Genomic DNA, 17742 nt, shown 5'->3' with positions numbered 1-17742 from the left:
CGTCACCAGGCCCAGCGCAGTCCGGCGGACAGCGCGTGGCTGGTGTCCTTGCGGCGGATCTCCCCGACATAGCCGATCTGCAGGGACAGCCCCTGCGTCATCGTCACGCCGATCCCGGCGCCCAGCACCGCGGCGTCGCGGCCCGGCTTACCGGCCTGATCGACGGTGAAGCGCGCGCCGCCGGGCCCGCCCAGCCCACCGCCCAACGAGGCCGACGCGGTCGATCCGACATCGCGCCAGTCGTGCTCCCAGGCGATCAGGGCGGTCGGCTCCACCACCATGCCCTCCAGGCTGATCCGCTTGCCGGCACGCAGCCCGAAGGAGCTGCGCAGCGCGTCCTCCGACCCCTCCTCCTCGTTCAGCGCCAGCCCGGGCGTACCGGTCTCGGCGAAGCCGTCCCGGCGCAGGCGGTCCCAGCGCAGCCCGGCGCGCGGCTCGAGCCAAGCATCGCCCACTGCCATCCGCGTCCCCGCCGACAGCTCCGCCGACAGCGAGCGTCCGTCCGTCTCGCCGGAGGCCGAACCGGCCGCCGCGCCGAAGCCGATCGACCGGGAGGCCTCGGTGCGGCTGTAGCCGTAGCCGAGCGCGCCGTCGACGAAGAAGGCGCCCGGCATCCAGCTGCCGTAGAGAGTCGCCTGATAGCTGTCGACGGTGCCTTCGCCCATCCCGTCGGCGCCCTTCACCCGGGTGCGCAGGAAGCCCAGCGCCATGCCCGCCTTGAAGGCCGGATCGAAGGCATGGTCGGTGCCGACCAGGAAGCCGCCGGTCGACCGGGTGGCCGAGCCGTCGCCGCCGTTGCGGCCCCAGGCGACCATCGGACGGCCCCAGAAGCTGGTGTCGCTGCCGGCGCCGCCACCGGTTCCGGTGTCTCCCGCCGCTTCCGGCAGGCCGGCGACGGAGCGCGCCTCGCCGTCGAAGACGAACTGGGCGACGCCGCCGACGCCCTCGGCCACGGCCGGCCCGCTGCGCCCGGCGGCTTGGCGAGCCTCGATGGCGCGGCCGAACATACGGCGGTTGACCCGCTCGGCAGCCAGCGTGTCGGCATGGATGCGGCCCGAAAGCTGGTCCAGCGCCGGGGCGATCCGGTCGCCTGCCAGGGGGTAGAGCGCCTCGAACAGCGCCTGGCCCGTGGCGTTCGACGCCTGCCCGCCGGCCGCCGGACGGATGCTTTCCAGCGCCGCGCCGACGCTGCGCTGGTTGGCGGTCTGGCCCAGCCCCGCCGCGGCGAGGTTGGCGTAGCTGGCCGGAGTCGCCACCAGGGTCGCGGTGGTCAGGCCGTAGATCAGGTCCAGCCGCGTGCCCGCCGCCAGCCCGGCGGCCGGCTGGTCGAGCCGGTCGAAGCGGCCGCTGAGGCCGCCGTCGGCGGTGACCACGGTAAAGCTCTGGCCCAGCGCCGGGCTGAAGGCATTGGTGGCGGAGCCGGCGATCCCGCGCAGGACCGGCGTCAGGCGCCCCCCGGCGGCGAAGCTGGCGCTGCGCACCACGACCTGGTCGTGGTTCCCGGCCCCGCTTCCCGTGCCAGTGCCGTCGATCTCCGCCTGATAGACCGACCCGGCGTTCAGCGTCACCGGCGCGGTGAAGACCAGCGTGCCCGGCGAATTGCCCGGCGCCAGGATGCCCGACACCGAGGTGGCGCCGCCGATGCGGCCGCTGCCGCCCAGCGTCGCGCCGGACGCCACCGTCACCCGGCCGCCGACCTCGCCGTTGACCTTCGCCGAGCCGCCGCTGCCCAGCGTCAGGGCGCCGGCGATCGACCCGCCCTCGCCGACGACGACGGTGCCGCCGCTGACGGTGACCGGTCCCGAGACGCTGCCGCCCTTCGCGACCGTCAGGGAGCCGGACTGGACGGCCATGCCACCGTCGTTGGTGGCGCTGTTGGCGACGACCAGCGATCCGGAACCGGTCACGGTCAGCCGTCCCGCCCCGGCCACCGGGCCGGACAGGGTGACGGTCGAGCCGTTCGGGTCGATGACGCCGTTGGTGGCTTCGACCGTCACCGCCTGCGTCAGCGTCAGCGGCGCCGTCGGCTTCAGCGTGCCGCCGTCGAAGGTGATGCTGGTGGTCCGGACCGCGCCGTCCTCGTTGGTGAAGGTCGGCTTGGACATGTCGATCACCCCGGTGGTCGGGGCGACGGGGGTGGTGGGGGTGGTCGGTCCGGTGACGTCGGGCGTGGTCGGCCCGACCACCGGGGGCGTGACCACGGGCGGCGTGACCACGGGCGGCGTCACCACCGGGGGCGAGACCACCACCGGCGGCGGGGGAGGCGGCGGCGGGGAGGGCGGCGACGCCACGGACGCCACCAGCACCGTGTCGTTGGCGGTGATGGCGTAGCCGTTCATATCCACCGATCCGACATAGGCGGTGCCGGCGGCGGCGATCCAGGTCGCCGATCCGCTGCCGCCGACGGTGACGGTGGTGCCGGTGAAGTCGGGGGCCGTTCCGCCGCCGTTGCCGCGGATCAGGGCGATCTTCGTGCCGTCGGCGACGGTGGCGCCGTTCAGCGTGGGAGTGATGGTGACGGTGCCGGCGCCGGGCGCGTAGTTGGCGGTGTTGACCGCGTTGACGATGTAGCCGGACCCGGACGGGCCGATGGTGACGGTGATCGCCCCGGTGCCGGTCATGTTGCCGGTCGAGGTCAGCACCGAACTGCCCAGCGCGACGGTGCCGCTGTTGACGATGGCCCCGACCGTGCCGGTGCCGCTCAGCGTCGCGCCCGATGCGATGGAGACGGCGCCGATGGTGCCGGTGACGTGCAGCCTGCCGGCGGTGATGCTGGTGCCGCCGCTGTAGCTGTTGCTCCCTGCCAGCGTCAGCGTGCCGGCGCCCGCCTTGACGAAGCCGCCGGTGCCGGAGATCGAGCCGGACAGCGTGGCGTCGGTGGCCGCCTCCGTCGTCAGGCTGTTGGCGCCGAGCAGGATGTCGCCGGCGCCCGACAGCAGGCCGATGGTCTGGCTGGTGTCGATCTTCAGCGCCGCGCCGGACGCGACCGTCACCGCCCCGCTGGATGGCAGGGCGCTGGTCGCCGCCAAAGTGCCGCCGGTGATGTCGGTGCCGCCGCTGTAGTCGTTGGTCCCGGCGAGCGTCAGCGTGGTGCCGGAGGTCTTCACCAGCTTGCCGCCGGTGCCGGAGATCGACCCGGTGATGGTGGTGCCGGAGAAGCCGCCGACCGTCAGGGTGTTGGCGCCGAGCAGGATATTGCCCGCGCCGGACAGCGCGCCGATGGTTTCGCTGGCGGCGAGTTGGAAAGCGGCGCCGGTATTGACCGTCACCCCCGCCGAGTCCGAGAGCGCGTCGCCGCCGCCGACCGTCAATGTGCCGCCGACGATGGTGGTGGCGCCGGAGAAGCTGTTCGTGCCCGAAAGCAACAGGGAACCCGCCCCCGCCTTGTACAGCCCGCCCGAGCCGGTGAGGACCGAGGCGATGGTCGCGCCGACCCCGCTGTCGGTGGTGATGGTCGACGGCGATGCGGTCAGACGGATCGTGCCGCCGGTGAGCAGGTAGCCGTCGGTCGCGAAGGACAGGCCCGCCGCCGCGACGGTCCCCGAAACGCCGACCGTTCCCGCCGTGCCCTGGAAGAACGGGGTGATGGTGGCGCCGGACAGGATGCCGTTGTTCGTTCCGTCGGCCTTCGTCCAGTTGGTCGCGGCGCTGCTCCAGGTTCCGCTGCCGCCGTCCACCGCCGCGTTGCCGGCATTGCCGACGGCGTCGCCGTCCCAATAGAGCCGGGTGGTCGGCGTCAGCGTCACCAGCAGGCGGTTCAGGGTTCCGCTGATGGTGGTGCTGCTGGCGACGGTGCCGTCGAATCCCGGCGCCGTCACGCTGACGCCGGTGTAGTCGGTGCCGGTCGTGGCGGCGCTGACGATGGTGTAGGTTCCGCCTGCCAGGGTCGGGTTGCCGGCCAGGGTGGTGCGCGCCGCCTCCATGACGATGGAGCCGTTGGTCAGGGTCGCCGCGCCGCTGACCGACAGGGCGCCATAGGTGGAGCCGTTGGTGACACCGGCGATGAGCGTTGCCGCACCCTGGTTGTAGGCGCCGGTGATCGTCGTGGCGCGCTCTGTGTACAGGGTGCCGGTGTTGGTGACCGTGCCCGCCCCGGAGTTGACGGAAATGTTGTTGTTCAGGAATGTGTTGCCGGCCAGCGTCAGGTCGCCGCCGGACGTGATGGTGGAGACGGAACTGCCGCCCACGCGGCCGAGCAACGAGCCGTAGACGGTCCCCGTTCCGCCGGTGATCGTCAGAGGGCGCGTGCTGGCGTTCGCGATGTTGCCGGCGATCGTGCCTGTGTTAGCGATCGAAGTCAGCGTGCCGCTGGCACTGACATAGACCGCTTGGGCGCCGCTGAACGAACCTTGCAGCAGGCCGCTGTTGATCAGCGTGCCGATCAACCCGGTGGTGACGCCGATGGCGCCGCCGGCCGCGATCGTGCCCGAGTTGGTGAAGGACGTGATCGCGGCGCCCGTCCCGTTGATGCCAACCGCAATGTTGCTGGAGGCGGTGTTGGGAATGAAGGTGCCGCTGTTGACGAACGACCCGATCGTTCCTCCCGCCAAATTCAAGAAGGAATTCGCGCCGCTGGTCACTCCCGAATTAACGATCAAGCCGATTGTGCCGGTGGCGCCCAGGAGGAGGTTGAAGGCCGTGCCTTGCGGCGCCAGCACGGCTCCGGTGTTGGCGATCGTCCCGATGCTGGCAGCACCGGTCACATAGATGCCGTCTCCGTACACCGAATAGCCGGTGAGCGTTCCGGAATTGCTGATCGTGCCGATTGTCCCGCCCGAGATGAAGAGAGCGCGCCCCGATTGGCCGATGGTGCCGCTGTTGTCGATCGTGCCGATCGAGGCGCCGGAGGCGACGCTCACGCCGTAATCCGCCTTGACGACGCCCTGGTTCACGATGGACCCGATCGTGCCGGTGGCCACCACGCCGGCAGTCGACGACAGCGTGTGCGAGATCGTGCCGGTCGACGTGATCGACAGGCTGTTTCCGCCCGTGACCGTCTGGACCGAACTGACGGACGACGAGACGGTGGTGGTCGACTGCGCCGTGGCCGGAGACGTCGCCATCGGTCCGAGGACGCCGAGCATGACGATCAGGGACACGCCGGTCAGCAGCGTCCGGCGGAGAGTGGCATTCCTGTGCGCGGGAACGATCGACGTCATGGGCGTGGCTTTCGTGCGTCGGGGGCTTGGCATTGGGCGGCAGGACGGCTGTCCGTTCCCGGGGGAGGACGCGATGGGAGGGCCGCCGGGCGCGTGAGCGGGCGATGAAGTGATTGCGGGTGCCGGTGGCGGACGACGGCGGCCTGCGGACCGGTATCCCGGTTCAGCCGTGCCGGTCGCGTTCGGCCGGCGCGACGCTGCGGGTCCGCCGAGATAGGGGGTCTGTCATGAACACATCGGTAAACTTGGATTGGCGACTCCTGGTTGCAGAGTCACCGCTGAGTGGGATGTTCATTCGCTTTTATTCGATATCGACTGCCAAATTCCAGAAACAAATTCTGACAATCCGAATCAATCTGGAGTGCAATTTAGAATTCAGTGAACCAACATCCGGTTAAGTTTGTTAACGACCTGTTTACGGTGACGGAAATACAATGAAAGCGCCTGAAAGGTTTTGAAAGATTTCTCTCTTATTTGGAGAGAAGGGTCAATTTTCTACGAATCTCTGTGGAGTTGTGATGAACATCCTCAAGGGAGCCGGACTAGCCGGCCTGTTGGCCGTCGCCGGAAGCGCCGCCTTCGCCCAGGGAAAGCCGGCGGCGGACGAAGCCGCCGCTCCCCCCTTGTGGAACAGGCAATGCGTGAAGGAAGGGGAGCGGGAGGTCTGCTATGTCGAGCAGTATGCCGTGGCGATGCCGGCCAACACCGTCCTGCTGAACATCCGGCTCGGCTATTTCGGACCGGAAGGTCGCCCCCGGATGATCGTGACGGTGCCGATCGGCGTGCTGCTGGCGCCGGGCCTGGGGATGTCCATCGACGCCGGCAAGCCGGTGACGCTGCCCTACGAGAGCTGCCAGCCCGGCGGCTGCCGGGCGGTGGCTGACATGGACCAGCCGACGCTGGACCAGATCCGGCGCGGCGCCCGCATGACCATGCGCTTCGTCGGCGCCGACCGGAATGCGCTGGACATCCCGATATCGCTGAAAGGGGTGGATGCCGCCCTGAAGCAGCTCAGGAAATAGGGCGGCCATGACGCGGAAGACCGGCAGGACGGGCAAGGCGGCGCGTGGCGGATTTCCGGGAGGGCCGGCGGCCGGCCGGACCACGCCGCCGCAGTCGCAACCGCAGGGCATCCCGGTGGAAACGGCCATCGACCTCGCCTATCGCCACTGGCAGGCGGGACAGGTGCAGGAGGCGGAAATCCTCTGCCGCCAAGTGCTGGCGGTCTGGCCCGGCCAGTGCGACACGCTGCACCTGCTGGGTCTGATCGCCGATGGCGCGGGCCGGGCCGATCTGGCGATCGATCTGCTGACGCAGGCGGTTGCGGTGCCCGGCGTGCCCGCCGCCTATGCCAGCAACCTCGCCGAACTCTGCCGGCGCCGCGGGCGGCTGGCGGAGGCGGAGCGGGCGGCACGGCGTGCCGTCGCCGCCGACCGGACGCTCGACGGCGCCTGGAGCAACCTCGGCATCATTCTCCAGCAGGCCGGCAAGCTCGCCGCCAGCGCCCACTGCCTGCAACGTGTGCTGGCTCTCACCCCCGGTTTCGCCGAAGGGCACAACAACCTGGGCAACACCCTGCGCCTGTTGGGCCGTCCCGCCGAAGCGGCATCCCGCTACGACGCGGCGCTGGCCCTCGATCCGCACTATGCCGACGCCTGCAGCAACCTGGGCGGCCTGGTCGCCGCGGTGCGGCCGGACGAGGGGCTGGACCTGCTGCGGCGGGCGGTCGATCTGGATCCTCATCTGGGCGACGCCTATATCAACGCCTCGGCGCTGGAGGGTGCGCGCGGACGCTGGCACGAGGCTCTGGCCTGGCTGGAGGCATTGCGCGATTTCTCCCCCCATTATCCCGGGCTGGCTGCCGGACGGGCCCGGGCGCTGGCGGGCCTCGGCCGCACCGCCGAGGCACGGGCCGAAGCGCGGCGGGCCCTGGTCCTCCATCCGGCCGATGCCGTGGCGCTCGCCATCCTCGGCCGGTACGCCGATGCCGACCGCATCGCACCTGCCGAGACCGGGGAGGGCGGCCCGTCATGAAGAGCGCGGCGGAGCTGGAGGCGGAGGGGCGCGCCCATCTGGAGGCCGGCCGGCCGGAGGAGGCGGAGCGTTGCGCCCGGCAGGCGCTGGCGGATGGCGGCGGAGCCGTCGGGCTGTGGCATCTGCTGGCGGTGGCGCTGCGGATCCAGGGCCGCGTCGGCGAATCTCTGGACATCTATACGCTGATGGCCGACCGCCTGCCCGGCAACCTGACCATCCGCTTCGAGCTGGCGGAACTGTTGCTGCTGATGGGGGAGTTCGAGCGCGGCTGGCGGGAATACCGCTACCGCTACAACATGGTCCATACCATGCCGCTCGAACGCAGGATGCAGCGCCCGCGTTGGGACGGCCGGCCCATCCCGGGCAAGACGCTGCTGATCCATGACGAACAGGGCTATGGCGACACCTTCCAGTTCCTGCGCATGGTCGCCTGGGCCAAGCGGCGCAGCCAGGCGCGCATCGTTCTCCAGATCAACCACGAACAGGTCGGCTTCGCCCGGCGCCTGACGGGCATGGACTGGGGCCGGGCCGATGAACTCGTGCTGCGCGGCAGCCTGCCGCCGCCCTTCGACGCCCATTGCGAGATGATGAGCCTGCCGATGGCGATGGGGTTGCAGCTGTCCGACCTGCCTGGCCTCGACCGGGAGTGGGCGCCCTATCTGGCCGCCGATCCGGTGCGGGTGAAGCGGTGGGGCCGGCGGCTGAAATCCCTGCCCCGGCCGCTGGTCGGGCTGGTGTGGGCCGGTCGCCCGACCCATCTCAACGACGCGAACCGGTCGATGGCGCTGGACCGGCTGGCGCCTCTGGCAAGCACCGGCACGACCTTCCTGGCGCTGCAGAAGGGGCCCGCCGCCGATCAGGCATCCACGCCGCCGCGGGGAATGCGGATCGAGCGCCTGTCCGATGCCATCGCCGATTTCGAGGACACCGCCGCGATTCTGACCCATGCCGACCTGCTGGTCTCGGTCGACAGCGCCCCGGTCCATCTGGCGGGGGCGCTCGGTCGGCCGGCCTGGGTGATGCTGCCGCATGTGCCGGACTGGCGCTGGCTGCTGGGGCGTGCCGACACCCCCTGGTACCCGACGCTTCGGCTGTTCCGGCAGCCGGCGCGCGGAGACTGGGACGGCGTGATCCGGGAAGTCGCCGAAGGATTGCGCGGCCTGGAGGGAGAGCGTCGCGGATGAGCCGGCGCCGCTTCGCCGCAGGCGGCACAGCCGCCCTGCGCGCCATCCTCCTGTCGGTAACCCTCCCGTTGGGCCTCCTGTGGCTGGCGCTGCCGGCCACGGCGGCGCCAGCGGACCCCGTGCTGGTCGACGGGCGGGACCGTGTCGACCTGTCGGACTTCATGATGCTGCGCGATCCCGGACGCAGCTTGGCGATCGGCGATCTGCGCGGCCGCACCGGGGCGGATCCCTTCACCCCGTCGCCCCGGCTGTCGCAGGATTACAGCCTCGGCATCACCGCCGACGCCCTCTGGCTGCGCACCGGCATCGATGTCGCTCCCCAGTCCGCCGGACGGCGCATCCTGACGCTGGACGTTCCCAATTTCGACCGGATGGAGGTGTGGGGCTCCTGGAGCCCGGCGGCCGAGCCGATCGCCGTGCTGGGCGACCATGTCCCGCGGTCGCTGCCGTTCCGCCGGAATGCCGCCGTCGTCGATCTGCCGGCCGGGCATCACACCCTGTGGTTCCGCGGCGTCACCAGCGGGTCGATGGCCGTGCCGCTCGATCTGTGGCGGCCGGCCGCCCTGATCCGCACCGAACAGGTCGAGAATTTGGCCCATGCCGCCCTGGTCACCGTGGTTCTGCTGCTGGGCGGCTGCGCGGTGGTGCTGGCGGCGGCGCTTCCCAGCCTGGCGCTGGCCTTCTATGGGGTGTCCGCCTTCGCGACCGCCGGGCACATCCTGGCGATGACCGGACTCGATGCGCTCCTGTGGGGGCGGCATCTGCCGATCGGCGGCGGCAATCCCTTCGTCTGGCTGGTGATTTCCGGCGTGTTCGGCATCGGCTTCCTGTTCGCGGCGCTGCCGGCGCGGCGCGGCGCCCGCTGGGTCGTTCCGGTCCTGGCCACGCCCGTCCTGCTCGGCACCGCGCTGCTGGTCGTCTACGACCTGTTCCTGGATGGCGACTTCGAACTCGACGTGGTCCTGCGACCGCGCAACCTGACCCTGCTGATCCTGGCTGCCGGCCTCGCCGCCAGCATCCAGTCCTGGCTCGCCGGATACCGCGCGGCACGCTTCATGATCGCCGGTTGGGCGGCGCTGGCCGCGGGGAACGTGCTGACGGCGCTGCGCAATGCCGGCGTCGTGCCGTGGACCGACGCCACCTACTTCCTTCCGGTCTACGCGCCCATGGTGGAAATGCTGTTCTTCGGCGCCATGAAGGCGGCGCGGCTGCGTCTGCTGCGGGTGGAGAAGGACCGGGCGCAGCGCGCCCTGGTCACCGCGCTGCGCCGCAACGAGGCCGAACTGGCCGAGCGGGTCGCCCTGCGCACGGCGGCTCTCGACCGGGCGAACGCGGCGTTGCAGGACCGCGAGGCGCAGCTTCGCCAGACGCTGGAGGCTGTGCCGCTCGCCATCGTCCTGACCGATGCGGTCCGCTCGGCCCCGCTCTATGCCAACCGCCGCGCGCGGGACCAGCTGGGAGGCAGCGACCTTTACCACGACCCCGCCGACCGCGACCGCCTGCTGGCCATGCTGGAGCGCGACGGACGGGTGGAGAATGCCGAAACCGGGATGCTGGACGGCGCCGGCAACCGGTTCTGGGCGTTGGTGTCGATGGTGCCGATCGAGTACCAGGGGCAGCCGGCCCGTCTTCTCGCCGTCAACGACATCACCGGCCGCAAGCAGCTGGAACAGGAACTGACCAAGGAGAAGGAGATCGCCGACGCCTCGGTCGCGCTGGAGCGGGCGGCCCGCGAGGCCCAGCGCCAGTTCCTCGCCATGATCAGCCACGAGTTCCGCACACCGCTGGCGGTGATCAGCACGGCCGCCCAGACCATGGGCCTGACCGCCACGGACGAAGCGACCGGGCAGCGCCTGCTGCGGATCGAGCGGTCGGTGCGCCACATGAACGGCATGATCGAGGCCTGCCTGCTGGACGACCGGATCGATGGGGCGGGATTGATGCTGCGCTCCAGCCTGTTCGATCCGGGGGCACTGGTCTGCCGCATCGCCGAGGCGGCCCAGGCCGCCGCGCCGCAGCATCGCCTATGCGTCGCCGCCGAGGACCTGCCCGATCTGGCCGGCGACGAGCAGCTTCTCGGCATCGCGCTGTCCAACCTGATGGAGAACGCGGTGAAATACGCGCCGTCCGACGGCATGATCGAGGTCGCGCTCCGGCGCGAGGGCGACGATGCCGTCTTCTCCGTCGCCGACCGCGGACCGGGCATCCCGGAGGGCGAGCGCGAGCGCATCTTCGAGAAATACCAGCGCGGCGCCGCCACGGGACGGATTCCGGGGGCCGGTCTGGGGCTGCATCTGACCCGCCACATCGTGACCGCCCATGGCGGTACGGTCGGCGTGCGCAACCGTCCCGGCGGCGGCGCGCTTTTCACGATCCGGCTGCGCTTGCCGGACATCGGGCCGTCCGATGCGGATGGGGCGTTCGCCTGAGCGCTTTCCTGGAAAATGGCGTTGTAAGGATCGGGATGAGCAAGAGGGAGGGACCGCCGGCCATGCTGGACGTGCTGGTTGTCGAGGATCACGCGGATCTGGCGGAGGAGGTCGTCGCCTATCTCAGGGCGCGCGGTTTCACCGTGCGGGCCGCCGATTGCGGGCGGGCGATGGACGAGGCCATCGCCGAGCGCCGTCCCGACGTGATCCTCCTCGACCTCGGCCTGCCGGAGGAGGACGGCGTCTCGATCGCCCGGCGGCTGGCCGCGAATGAACGGCCCGGCGATCCCGGGATCGCCGTGGTGGTCATGACCGCGCGCGGCCGGGTCGAGGACCGCATCCTCGGCCTGAACGCCGGGGCCGACATCTATCTGGTCAAGCCGCTGGACATGCGCGAACTGGAGGCGGCGATCGCCGCGGTCATGCGGCGGCGCGGCGGCCAGCCTTCGACCGAGGCGCGCCCCTGGCGCCTGGAAGCCGCCCGTTGGCGCCTGCTGACGCCGGGCGGCACGGCGATTTCGTTGAGCGAGGTCGAGGTGAAACTGCTGACCCCCTTCTTCGACGCTCCGGAAGCGGTGATCGAGCGGCGGGTGCTGGCCGCCCACCTCGCGGTCGACGACCGCGGCATCGACCTGCTGCTGCACCGGCTCCGCCGCAAGGTGGAAAGCGAGGCCGGCGAAGTCCTGCCGCTGCGGACCCTCCGTTCCCGCGGCTACGCCTTCGCCGCGCCGGTGGCATCCTGACACCGGGCAGGGCGGCTGCCATGACGATGGCGATCACCCCACCGCCCGGCGGTACAGGTGCCATGTCGCGTGCCCCAGAACCGGCATCACGACCGCCAGCCCGGCGAAGGCCGGAAGGCAGCCGATCGCCAGCATCGCCACCACGATCGCGCCCCACAGCATCATCGGGACGGGATTCGCCATCACCGTGCGGACGGAGGTCTGCATCGCGATGATCCAGTCCACCTCGCGATCCAGCATCATCGGGAAGGACACCACGCTCAGCGCCAGGGTCGCCAGGGCGAAGAGCAGGCCGACCGCGTTGCCCAGCACGATCATCTGCCAGCCCTCCGGGGTGGTGAACAGCAGATGGACGAAGACGCCGACGCTCTCGGGCTCCAGCCGGCCCAGCGTGTGTTCGTAGACGATCTGCGCCGCTCCCAGCCACAGCACATAGAGCGTCAGCATCAGCAGCCCCAGAGCCGCGATCGACCAGATCGCCCGCGACCGGAAGACGCCCAGCGCATCGACCCAGGAGACCGGCTGCCCGCGTTCCCGCCGCCGGCTCAGCTCATAGATGCCGACGGCGGCGAGCGGCCCGACGAAGGCGAGGCCGGCCACCAGCGGGTAGAACAGCGGCAGCAGGTCGCCGCCATAGGCGGCGCGCGCCGCGACCAGCCCGACCAGCGGATAGATGACGCCGAGGAACAGCAGCTGCGTCGGCGCCGCCAGGAAGTCGCGCCATCCCAGCGCCAGCGCCTCGCCCAGGCTGCGGACGTCGATGGGGCGGATGCGGATGTCCTTCGGCACCACCAGCAGGTCGGCCAGCGGTATCCGATGCTCGGGCATGTACCAGCGGTTCGCCATGGCGGAACTCCTCCCACGTCCCGGACCGGCCCGGCAGGAGGTGCGTCTGGGCGGTCCGCGGTGTTTCGGGGGCGGCCCGATCCGGCGGACGGGCGCGGCGGCGGTGCCTGTGCCGGCCGGGCGGGAACGGAGGATCGGGTCACGGTGAGGGGAAGGATACACCCGGCGGCTCCGGTGCGTGCGGCGAATGATGGGTATGCGAACATTTTGAGTTGCGGGAAATGTCGCGGAGCGGGGCAGCACGGCCGTTCGCACTAAGGTCTCGTCTCAACATTCAGGAACGGTCGCGCCGCCAACGGGGCGGGCGGCCTTCCCGACGGTCACCAAGGCCGAAATGGCTCCGGCGCTCGCCTGGGTCTATACCCGAGAGTGCCATGGATTTAAAACCTATTATTGCCTGAATCTCCTGGCCATTATAGGAATAAGAACCAGATTAGCCATGGAGGGCCTCATGCCTGCCGATTGCCTTAACCCCGCCGACCATGCCGCCGCCATCAATGCCGCCGCTTTCCCCTGCTGGGCCGAGGAGCCGCCGGTTCCGCCGGAGGGCTCGCTCGTGCCCGGTTCGCGCTTCCACGAGGAGCAGTGGATCATGGCTGCCGGCATGCTGGCGCGCGGCGCTTCCTTCCAGCAGGTCGCCCGTGCCATGGGCTGCAGCCGCACCACGCTGTGGCGCGCCTATTACGGCGCGCAGGCCTTCCGTGTCCGCGTCTGGTGGGAGCGGCAGGCGCTGAACCGGGAATCGGATCTCCGGCTCGGCTCGCTCCGCGCCCAGGTGACGGAGCAGATCGAACGGCTGGTCTCGGCCGGCGATCCCTCCATCGTGCGCTGGCTGGCCGAACGGCTCGGCCTGCTCAAGGATCTCGACGGCAAGGACGCCTCCGCCGCTCCTTCCGCCGCCGCTCCTTCCACCGCCTTCGCCGCCTCCGTTCAGCAGAGCCCGCCCGCCGCTCCGCCCCCGGCTCCCCGGACCGGTGGGGACGCCATCCCGGCCGCGGAGTCCGCCTTCGCCTTCGACGACGACTCCGTCCCCGGTGCGTTGCGCGAGCGCATGCCGCCCGACCCCAAGGCCGTCGCCGCCATCCTCGCCCGGCCGGAGGCGGACGGGCCGAAAGGCGTCTATCCCTGGACCCTCAACCCCGACGAGGCCTTCCCGAATCTCGGCTCGGCGCTGGAACGGCGCGGCGGGCAGGGGGCGTTCACCCGCCGCCGCTGACCGGCGCGGCGGAGTGAACACTGCAACGGTGCCGGGAAAACGGTTCAGGCGGTTTCAAACGTTCCATTCGCCGCCGGACCTGAGAAAGCCGCCTCACCCCGCCGCCTGCTCGATCAGCCGGTTCGCCAACGTCACCTTCTGGGCCAGCGTCGTCGCCAGGATGCGGTGCAGCACCAGCGCCAGCTCCGGATCCTCGCGCTCCAGCCGGGCCAAGGTCGCCGCAGTCAGGCGGTGGATGGTGGCGGGGGTCTCCACCACCACGTCGGCACCGCGGGTCTGGCCCAGCAGCAGGGCGATCTCGCCCACCACCGCCCCGGCGGTCATGGTGCGCAGCCGCAAAGGCCGGCCGTCGGGCAGGGTGATCTGCACCTTCACCCGGCCGCGCCCGATGATGAAGACGTCGCTGGCCGCCTCGCCGGCCCGGATCAGCAGCTCGCCGGGCTCCAGATGCAGGGTATCCAGTGCCGCCACCGCGTCGGCCAGCCGGGGATGCGGACCGCTCAGCAGCTCCAGATGGCCTTCCAGCTGGCGCAGCAGCGGTGTGTCCGCCGCCGCGGCTCCGCCACCCTGGGCCGTCTCGGCCAGCAGCGCCTCCTCGCAGGATTCCAGCGCATGATCGAGGTCCGGCGCCCGGCGCAGCACCGGATCGCGGTCGGGATCGAGGCCGCCGCTGCGGAAGGCCTCCTCGACGGCGGCGGGCAGGGCGCTCAGCACCAGGGTGGCGCCGGCTCCCTCCATCAGGTTGCGGATGCGGCGGAACACCCCGGCCGCCGCCGAATCCATGCCCTTGATGTGGCTGAAATCGATGACCAGGAAGCGCAGCGGCCGGGCGCCGGCCTGTTCCAGCCGGCGGCGGACCGGGGCGACGATCTGCTCGGCGGTGCCGAAGAACAGAAAGCCCTGAAGCTGCATCGCCTCGATCGCCGCCCCGGCGCCGGTCAGGTGCCGGCTCGCCGCCGGGCTGCGGTCGACGCGGCTCCGCAGCTCGGACCCGCTGTGGCGGCCGCGGATCACCGGCAGCCGGGAATAGCTGTAGACGAACATCGCCAGCGACACCGCCAGACCCAGCGCCAGCCCTTCCATGAAGCCGATCCCGGCGATCGCCAGCACCACGGCCAGCACGATCAGCCACTCCGTCCGCGGCAGCCGGCGGCGCGCCTCGACCAGCCACTCCTGCAACAGTTCGACGCCGAGGAACAGGACCAGCCCGGCGGTCAGGAACACCGGCGTCACCGACACCAGCCATCCCGCGACGGACAGTCCGCCCAGGATCACCGCCGCCGTCGCCAGCCCGGCCCCGCGCCCGGCGGCGCCGAGCCGCCCGGCCAGCAGGGTCATGCCGAGCCCGACATAGCCGGACGGTCCGCCCAGCGCCCCGGCCAGCAGGTTGGCGGCGCCGGTGGAGCGCAGCTCGGCATCGGCGTCGATGTCGCGCCCCTGGGCCAGCTCGATCCCGCTGACATTCAGCAGAAGGCCCAGCATGCCCAGCACCGCGACCGAAACCATCGCCGGCAGCGCCGCTGCCACCCGGTTCCAGTCGGCCAGCGCCACGATCTCGCTGGGAATCGGCAGGCTGAACCGGGCGCTCCCGGCGCCGCCGGGCAGCCAGCCCCAGCCGCGTGCCTGCTCCATGCTCAACCCCAGCAGGGGCAGGGCGGCATGGAAGGCCAGCGCCGCCGCCAGCAGGACCAGCGGCATGACGAAGGGGCTGCCGCTGCGCCGCATCGCCAGCATCAGCAGCACCGCCAGCCCGATCGCCGCCGCCGCGGTGACCGCCATCGCCGGCTCCGTCACCCGGGACAGCCCGGCGCCCAGCCCGTGCCGCCCGCTGACCATCGCCAGCGCGCCCTCCACCAGCAGCCAGCCCGACCCGGCCAGGAAACCCGCCACCACCGGATAGGGAAAGAACCGGACCAGCCTGCCCAGCCGCAGCCGTCCCACCAGCCAGAACAGCAGCCCGGTCACCAGCGTGCTGCCGCCCAGGATGGCGAAGGCCGTCGCCACCTTCGCCGCTTCCGGTGCCCCGTCCAGATCCGCCGCCATGGCGGCGACGGTGGCGGCCAGGATGGCGACCCCGGTTTCCTGCACCAGGGCCACGGAGTTCGGCTGGGTGCTGCGCAGGGCGACCACCAGCGCCAGGATGGCGGCGCTCAGCAGCACCACGCCCACCCCGGCGCCCAGGCCGGACGCCAGCGGTCCGGTGAACAGCAGCGCCGCGACCGCCAGCCCGTTGCCCAGATTGTCGATGCCGGCGATCAGTCCGATCATCGCCGACGCGACCAGGGTCCGGCCGCGGCCGGCGGGAGGCTTGCGAGTGGGGGCGTCGCTCATGATGTCGCGTGGGGTCCGAAGGCTCTGGCGGGACGGCGGGGGAGGGCCCGCGCGGGGCTGCGGCGGGTCCTCGGCATGGGTGCCGCAGTGAGCGGAACTTCGGCGCTCCAAGCAAGCAATAAGCGGTGATGATTTGTATTGCGCCACCCGACATTGCGCCGGCCGCGACCGTGCGATCCCTCGCCCCGGCAGGCCCGCCGTCCGTCCGGGCAACGGCGTGCGCCCCTACCTTCGGCCATACCTTCGGCCATGCCTCCAACCATTGAAAAAGGCCCCTGTTTGCGTCTACGGTCGCGCGTCCCCTTGGAGTGAGTGCATGCGCGATATCACCCCCGTCACGGTCGCCCGCGGCGACGGCATCGGCTCAGAGATCACGGACGCGGTGCTATATGTGATGAACGCGGCCGGCGCGCGGCTGAAGGTGGAAGAGGTTCCGGCCGGCGAGGCCGTCTACAAGCGGGGCCATCCCGGCGGGCTGGACGCCGCCGGCTGGGGGTCGATCCGCCGCACGCGGGTCTTCCTGAAGGGGCCGATCACCATGCCCCAGGGATACGGCAACAAGTCGCTGAACGTGGTCGCCCGCACCACGCTGGGGCTGTTCGCCAACGTGCGGCCCTGCGTGTCCTACCATCCCTATGTGCGGACCCGGCATCCGCGGATGGACGTGGTCATCATCCGCGAGAACGAGGAAGACCTCTACGCCGGCATCGAGCACCGGCAGACCGACGACGTGATCCAGTCGGTGAAGCTGATCTCGCGGCCGGGATCGGAGCGCATCGTCCGCTACGCCTTCGACTTCGCCCGCTCCAACCACCGGCAAAAGGTGACGGCCTTCGTCAAGGACAACGTCATGAAGATGACGGACGGGCTGTTCCTGAAGATCTTCTACGAGATCGCCGCCGACTATCCGGAGATCAAGGCCGACCACATGATCGTCGACATCGGCGCCGCCCGGCTGGCCGACCAGCCGGAGCGCTTCGACGTCATCGTCACCCTGAACCTCTACGGCGACATCGTGTCCGACATCGCCGCCCAACTGACCGGCTCGGTCGGGCTGGCCGGCTCCGCCAACATCGGCGAGACCTGCGCCATGTTCGAGGCGATTCACGGCTCGGCCCCGATGATCGCCGGGCAGGGCATCGCCAACCCGTCCGGCCTGCTGATGGCGGCGGTGATGATGCTGGTCCATATCGGCCAGGGCGACATCGCCGCACGGATCCACAATGCGTGGCTGAAGACCATCGAGGACGGCATCCACACCGCCGACATCTACGCCCGCGGCCTGGGCCGGGTGCGGGCCGGCACCGCCGCCTTCGCCGAGGCGGTGGTGGAACGGCTGGGCCAGACCCCGGTCACCATGCCGCCGGTGGGTTATTCGACGGCGCGGCCGACCTATGACGGCCTCAACCGGCTGGCCCCGCGCGTGCGCGCCCTGAAGGAACTGGTCGGGGTCGACGTCTTCCTGCAATGGTCCGGCGGGCTGCCCGACGATCTGGCGGAGCTGGTGCTGCCGCTGTCGACCGACGCGCTGAAGCTGACCAGCATCTCCAACCGCTCGCAGCGGGTCTGGCCGGACGGCAATGCCGACGTCTTCTGCACCGACCATTGGCGCTGCCGCTTCCTGGCGCAGCACGGCCCGGTGCAGCACGCCGCCATCGTCGACCTGCTGGGCCGGCTGGCGGATGCCGGGATCGATTTCACCCAGACCGAGAATCTCAGCAATTTCGACGGCAAGGCCGGCTTCTCGTCGCCGGGGCAGTGATCGCATGCCGGCACTGGGAATAAAGCGGCGGGGCAGGG

At 70.9% G+C, this 17742-nt stretch carries 10 protein-coding genes; 7 read left to right on the top strand and 3 right to left on the bottom strand.

From position 1 onward, the window contains the following. Positions 1–2: 2 nt before the first annotated feature. On the bottom strand, positions 3–5159 hold the full coding sequence (locus JHL17_RS02320) for an autotransporter domain-containing protein (RefSeq protein ID WP_200190440.1): 5157 nt from the start codon (positions 5157–5159) through the stop codon (positions 3–5). Between the two features lie 518 nt (positions 5160–5677). On the opposite strand from JHL17_RS02320, the gene JHL17_RS02315 reads away from it, so the two are divergent. Genes JHL17_RS02315 through JHL17_RS02295 form a run of 5 tightly spaced genes read left to right on the top strand, consistent with a single transcriptional unit; the run spans position 5678 to position 11549 of the window. Next, positions 5678–6181 (top strand): invasion associated locus B family protein, encoded by a 504-nt coding sequence (locus JHL17_RS02315; protein ID WP_200190439.1) that lies wholly within the window; start codon positions 5678–5680, stop codon positions 6179–6181. Between the two features lie 7 nt (positions 6182–6188). After that, positions 6189–7193, top strand: coding sequence for a tetratricopeptide repeat protein (locus JHL17_RS02310; RefSeq protein WP_200190438.1), 1005 nt, complete (start codon positions 6189–6191; stop codon positions 7191–7193). Further along, a complete protein-coding gene (locus JHL17_RS02305) occupies positions 7190–8377 on the top strand; it encodes a glycosyltransferase family 9 protein (RefSeq protein ID WP_200190437.1) in 1188 nt (395 codons plus the stop codon). Before JHL17_RS02310 ends, JHL17_RS02305 begins: the two co-directional genes overlap by 4 nt. Further along, positions 8374–10806: a sensor histidine kinase gene (locus JHL17_RS02300; RefSeq protein ID WP_200190436.1), complete on the top strand. Its 2433-nt coding sequence runs from the start codon at positions 8374–8376 to the stop codon at positions 10804–10806. Before JHL17_RS02305 ends, JHL17_RS02300 begins: the two co-directional genes overlap by 4 nt. 35 nt (positions 10807–10841) lie before the next feature. Next, positions 10842–11549, top strand: a complete 708-nt coding sequence (locus JHL17_RS02295; RefSeq protein WP_200190435.1) for a response regulator transcription factor — start codon at positions 10842–10844, stop codon at positions 11547–11549. A 33-nt stretch (positions 11550–11582) separates the two neighbouring features. Here the strand turns inward: JHL17_RS02295 and JHL17_RS02290 are convergent, their stop codons facing one another. Beyond that, on the bottom strand, positions 11583–12395 hold the full coding sequence (locus JHL17_RS02290) for a DUF2189 domain-containing protein (RefSeq protein WP_247893265.1): 813 nt from the start codon (positions 12393–12395) through the stop codon (positions 11583–11585). A 451-nt stretch (positions 12396–12846) separates the two neighbouring features. Here JHL17_RS02290 and JHL17_RS02285 point away from each other — a divergent pair, with 451 nt between their 5' ends. Then, positions 12847–13611, top strand: a complete 765-nt coding sequence (locus tag JHL17_RS02285) for a hypothetical protein (protein WP_200190434.1) — start codon at positions 12847–12849, stop codon at positions 13609–13611. Between the two features lie 93 nt (positions 13612–13704). Here JHL17_RS02285 and JHL17_RS02280 read toward each other — a convergent pair whose 3' ends face one another. Next, positions 13705–15942, bottom strand: a complete 2238-nt coding sequence (locus JHL17_RS02280) for an SLC26A/SulP transporter family protein (protein ID WP_200190433.1) — start codon at positions 15940–15942, stop codon at positions 13705–13707. A gap of 316 nt (positions 15943–16258) precedes the next feature. Between JHL17_RS02280 and JHL17_RS02275 the strand changes: the two genes are divergently transcribed. Then, positions 16259–17704 (top strand): NADP-dependent isocitrate dehydrogenase, encoded by a 1446-nt coding sequence (locus JHL17_RS02275; RefSeq protein ID WP_200190432.1) that lies wholly within the window; start codon positions 16259–16261, stop codon positions 17702–17704. Positions 17705–17742: the final 38 nt, after the last annotated feature.

This window comes from Azospirillum endophyticum, assembly GCF_016595245.1.
Lineage (GTDB): Bacteria > Pseudomonadota > Alphaproteobacteria > Azospirillales > Azospirillaceae > Azospirillum > Azospirillum endophyticum.
Note: the sequence above shows the minus strand (reverse complement) of the source record. Positions and strands in the feature narration are given on the sequence as shown.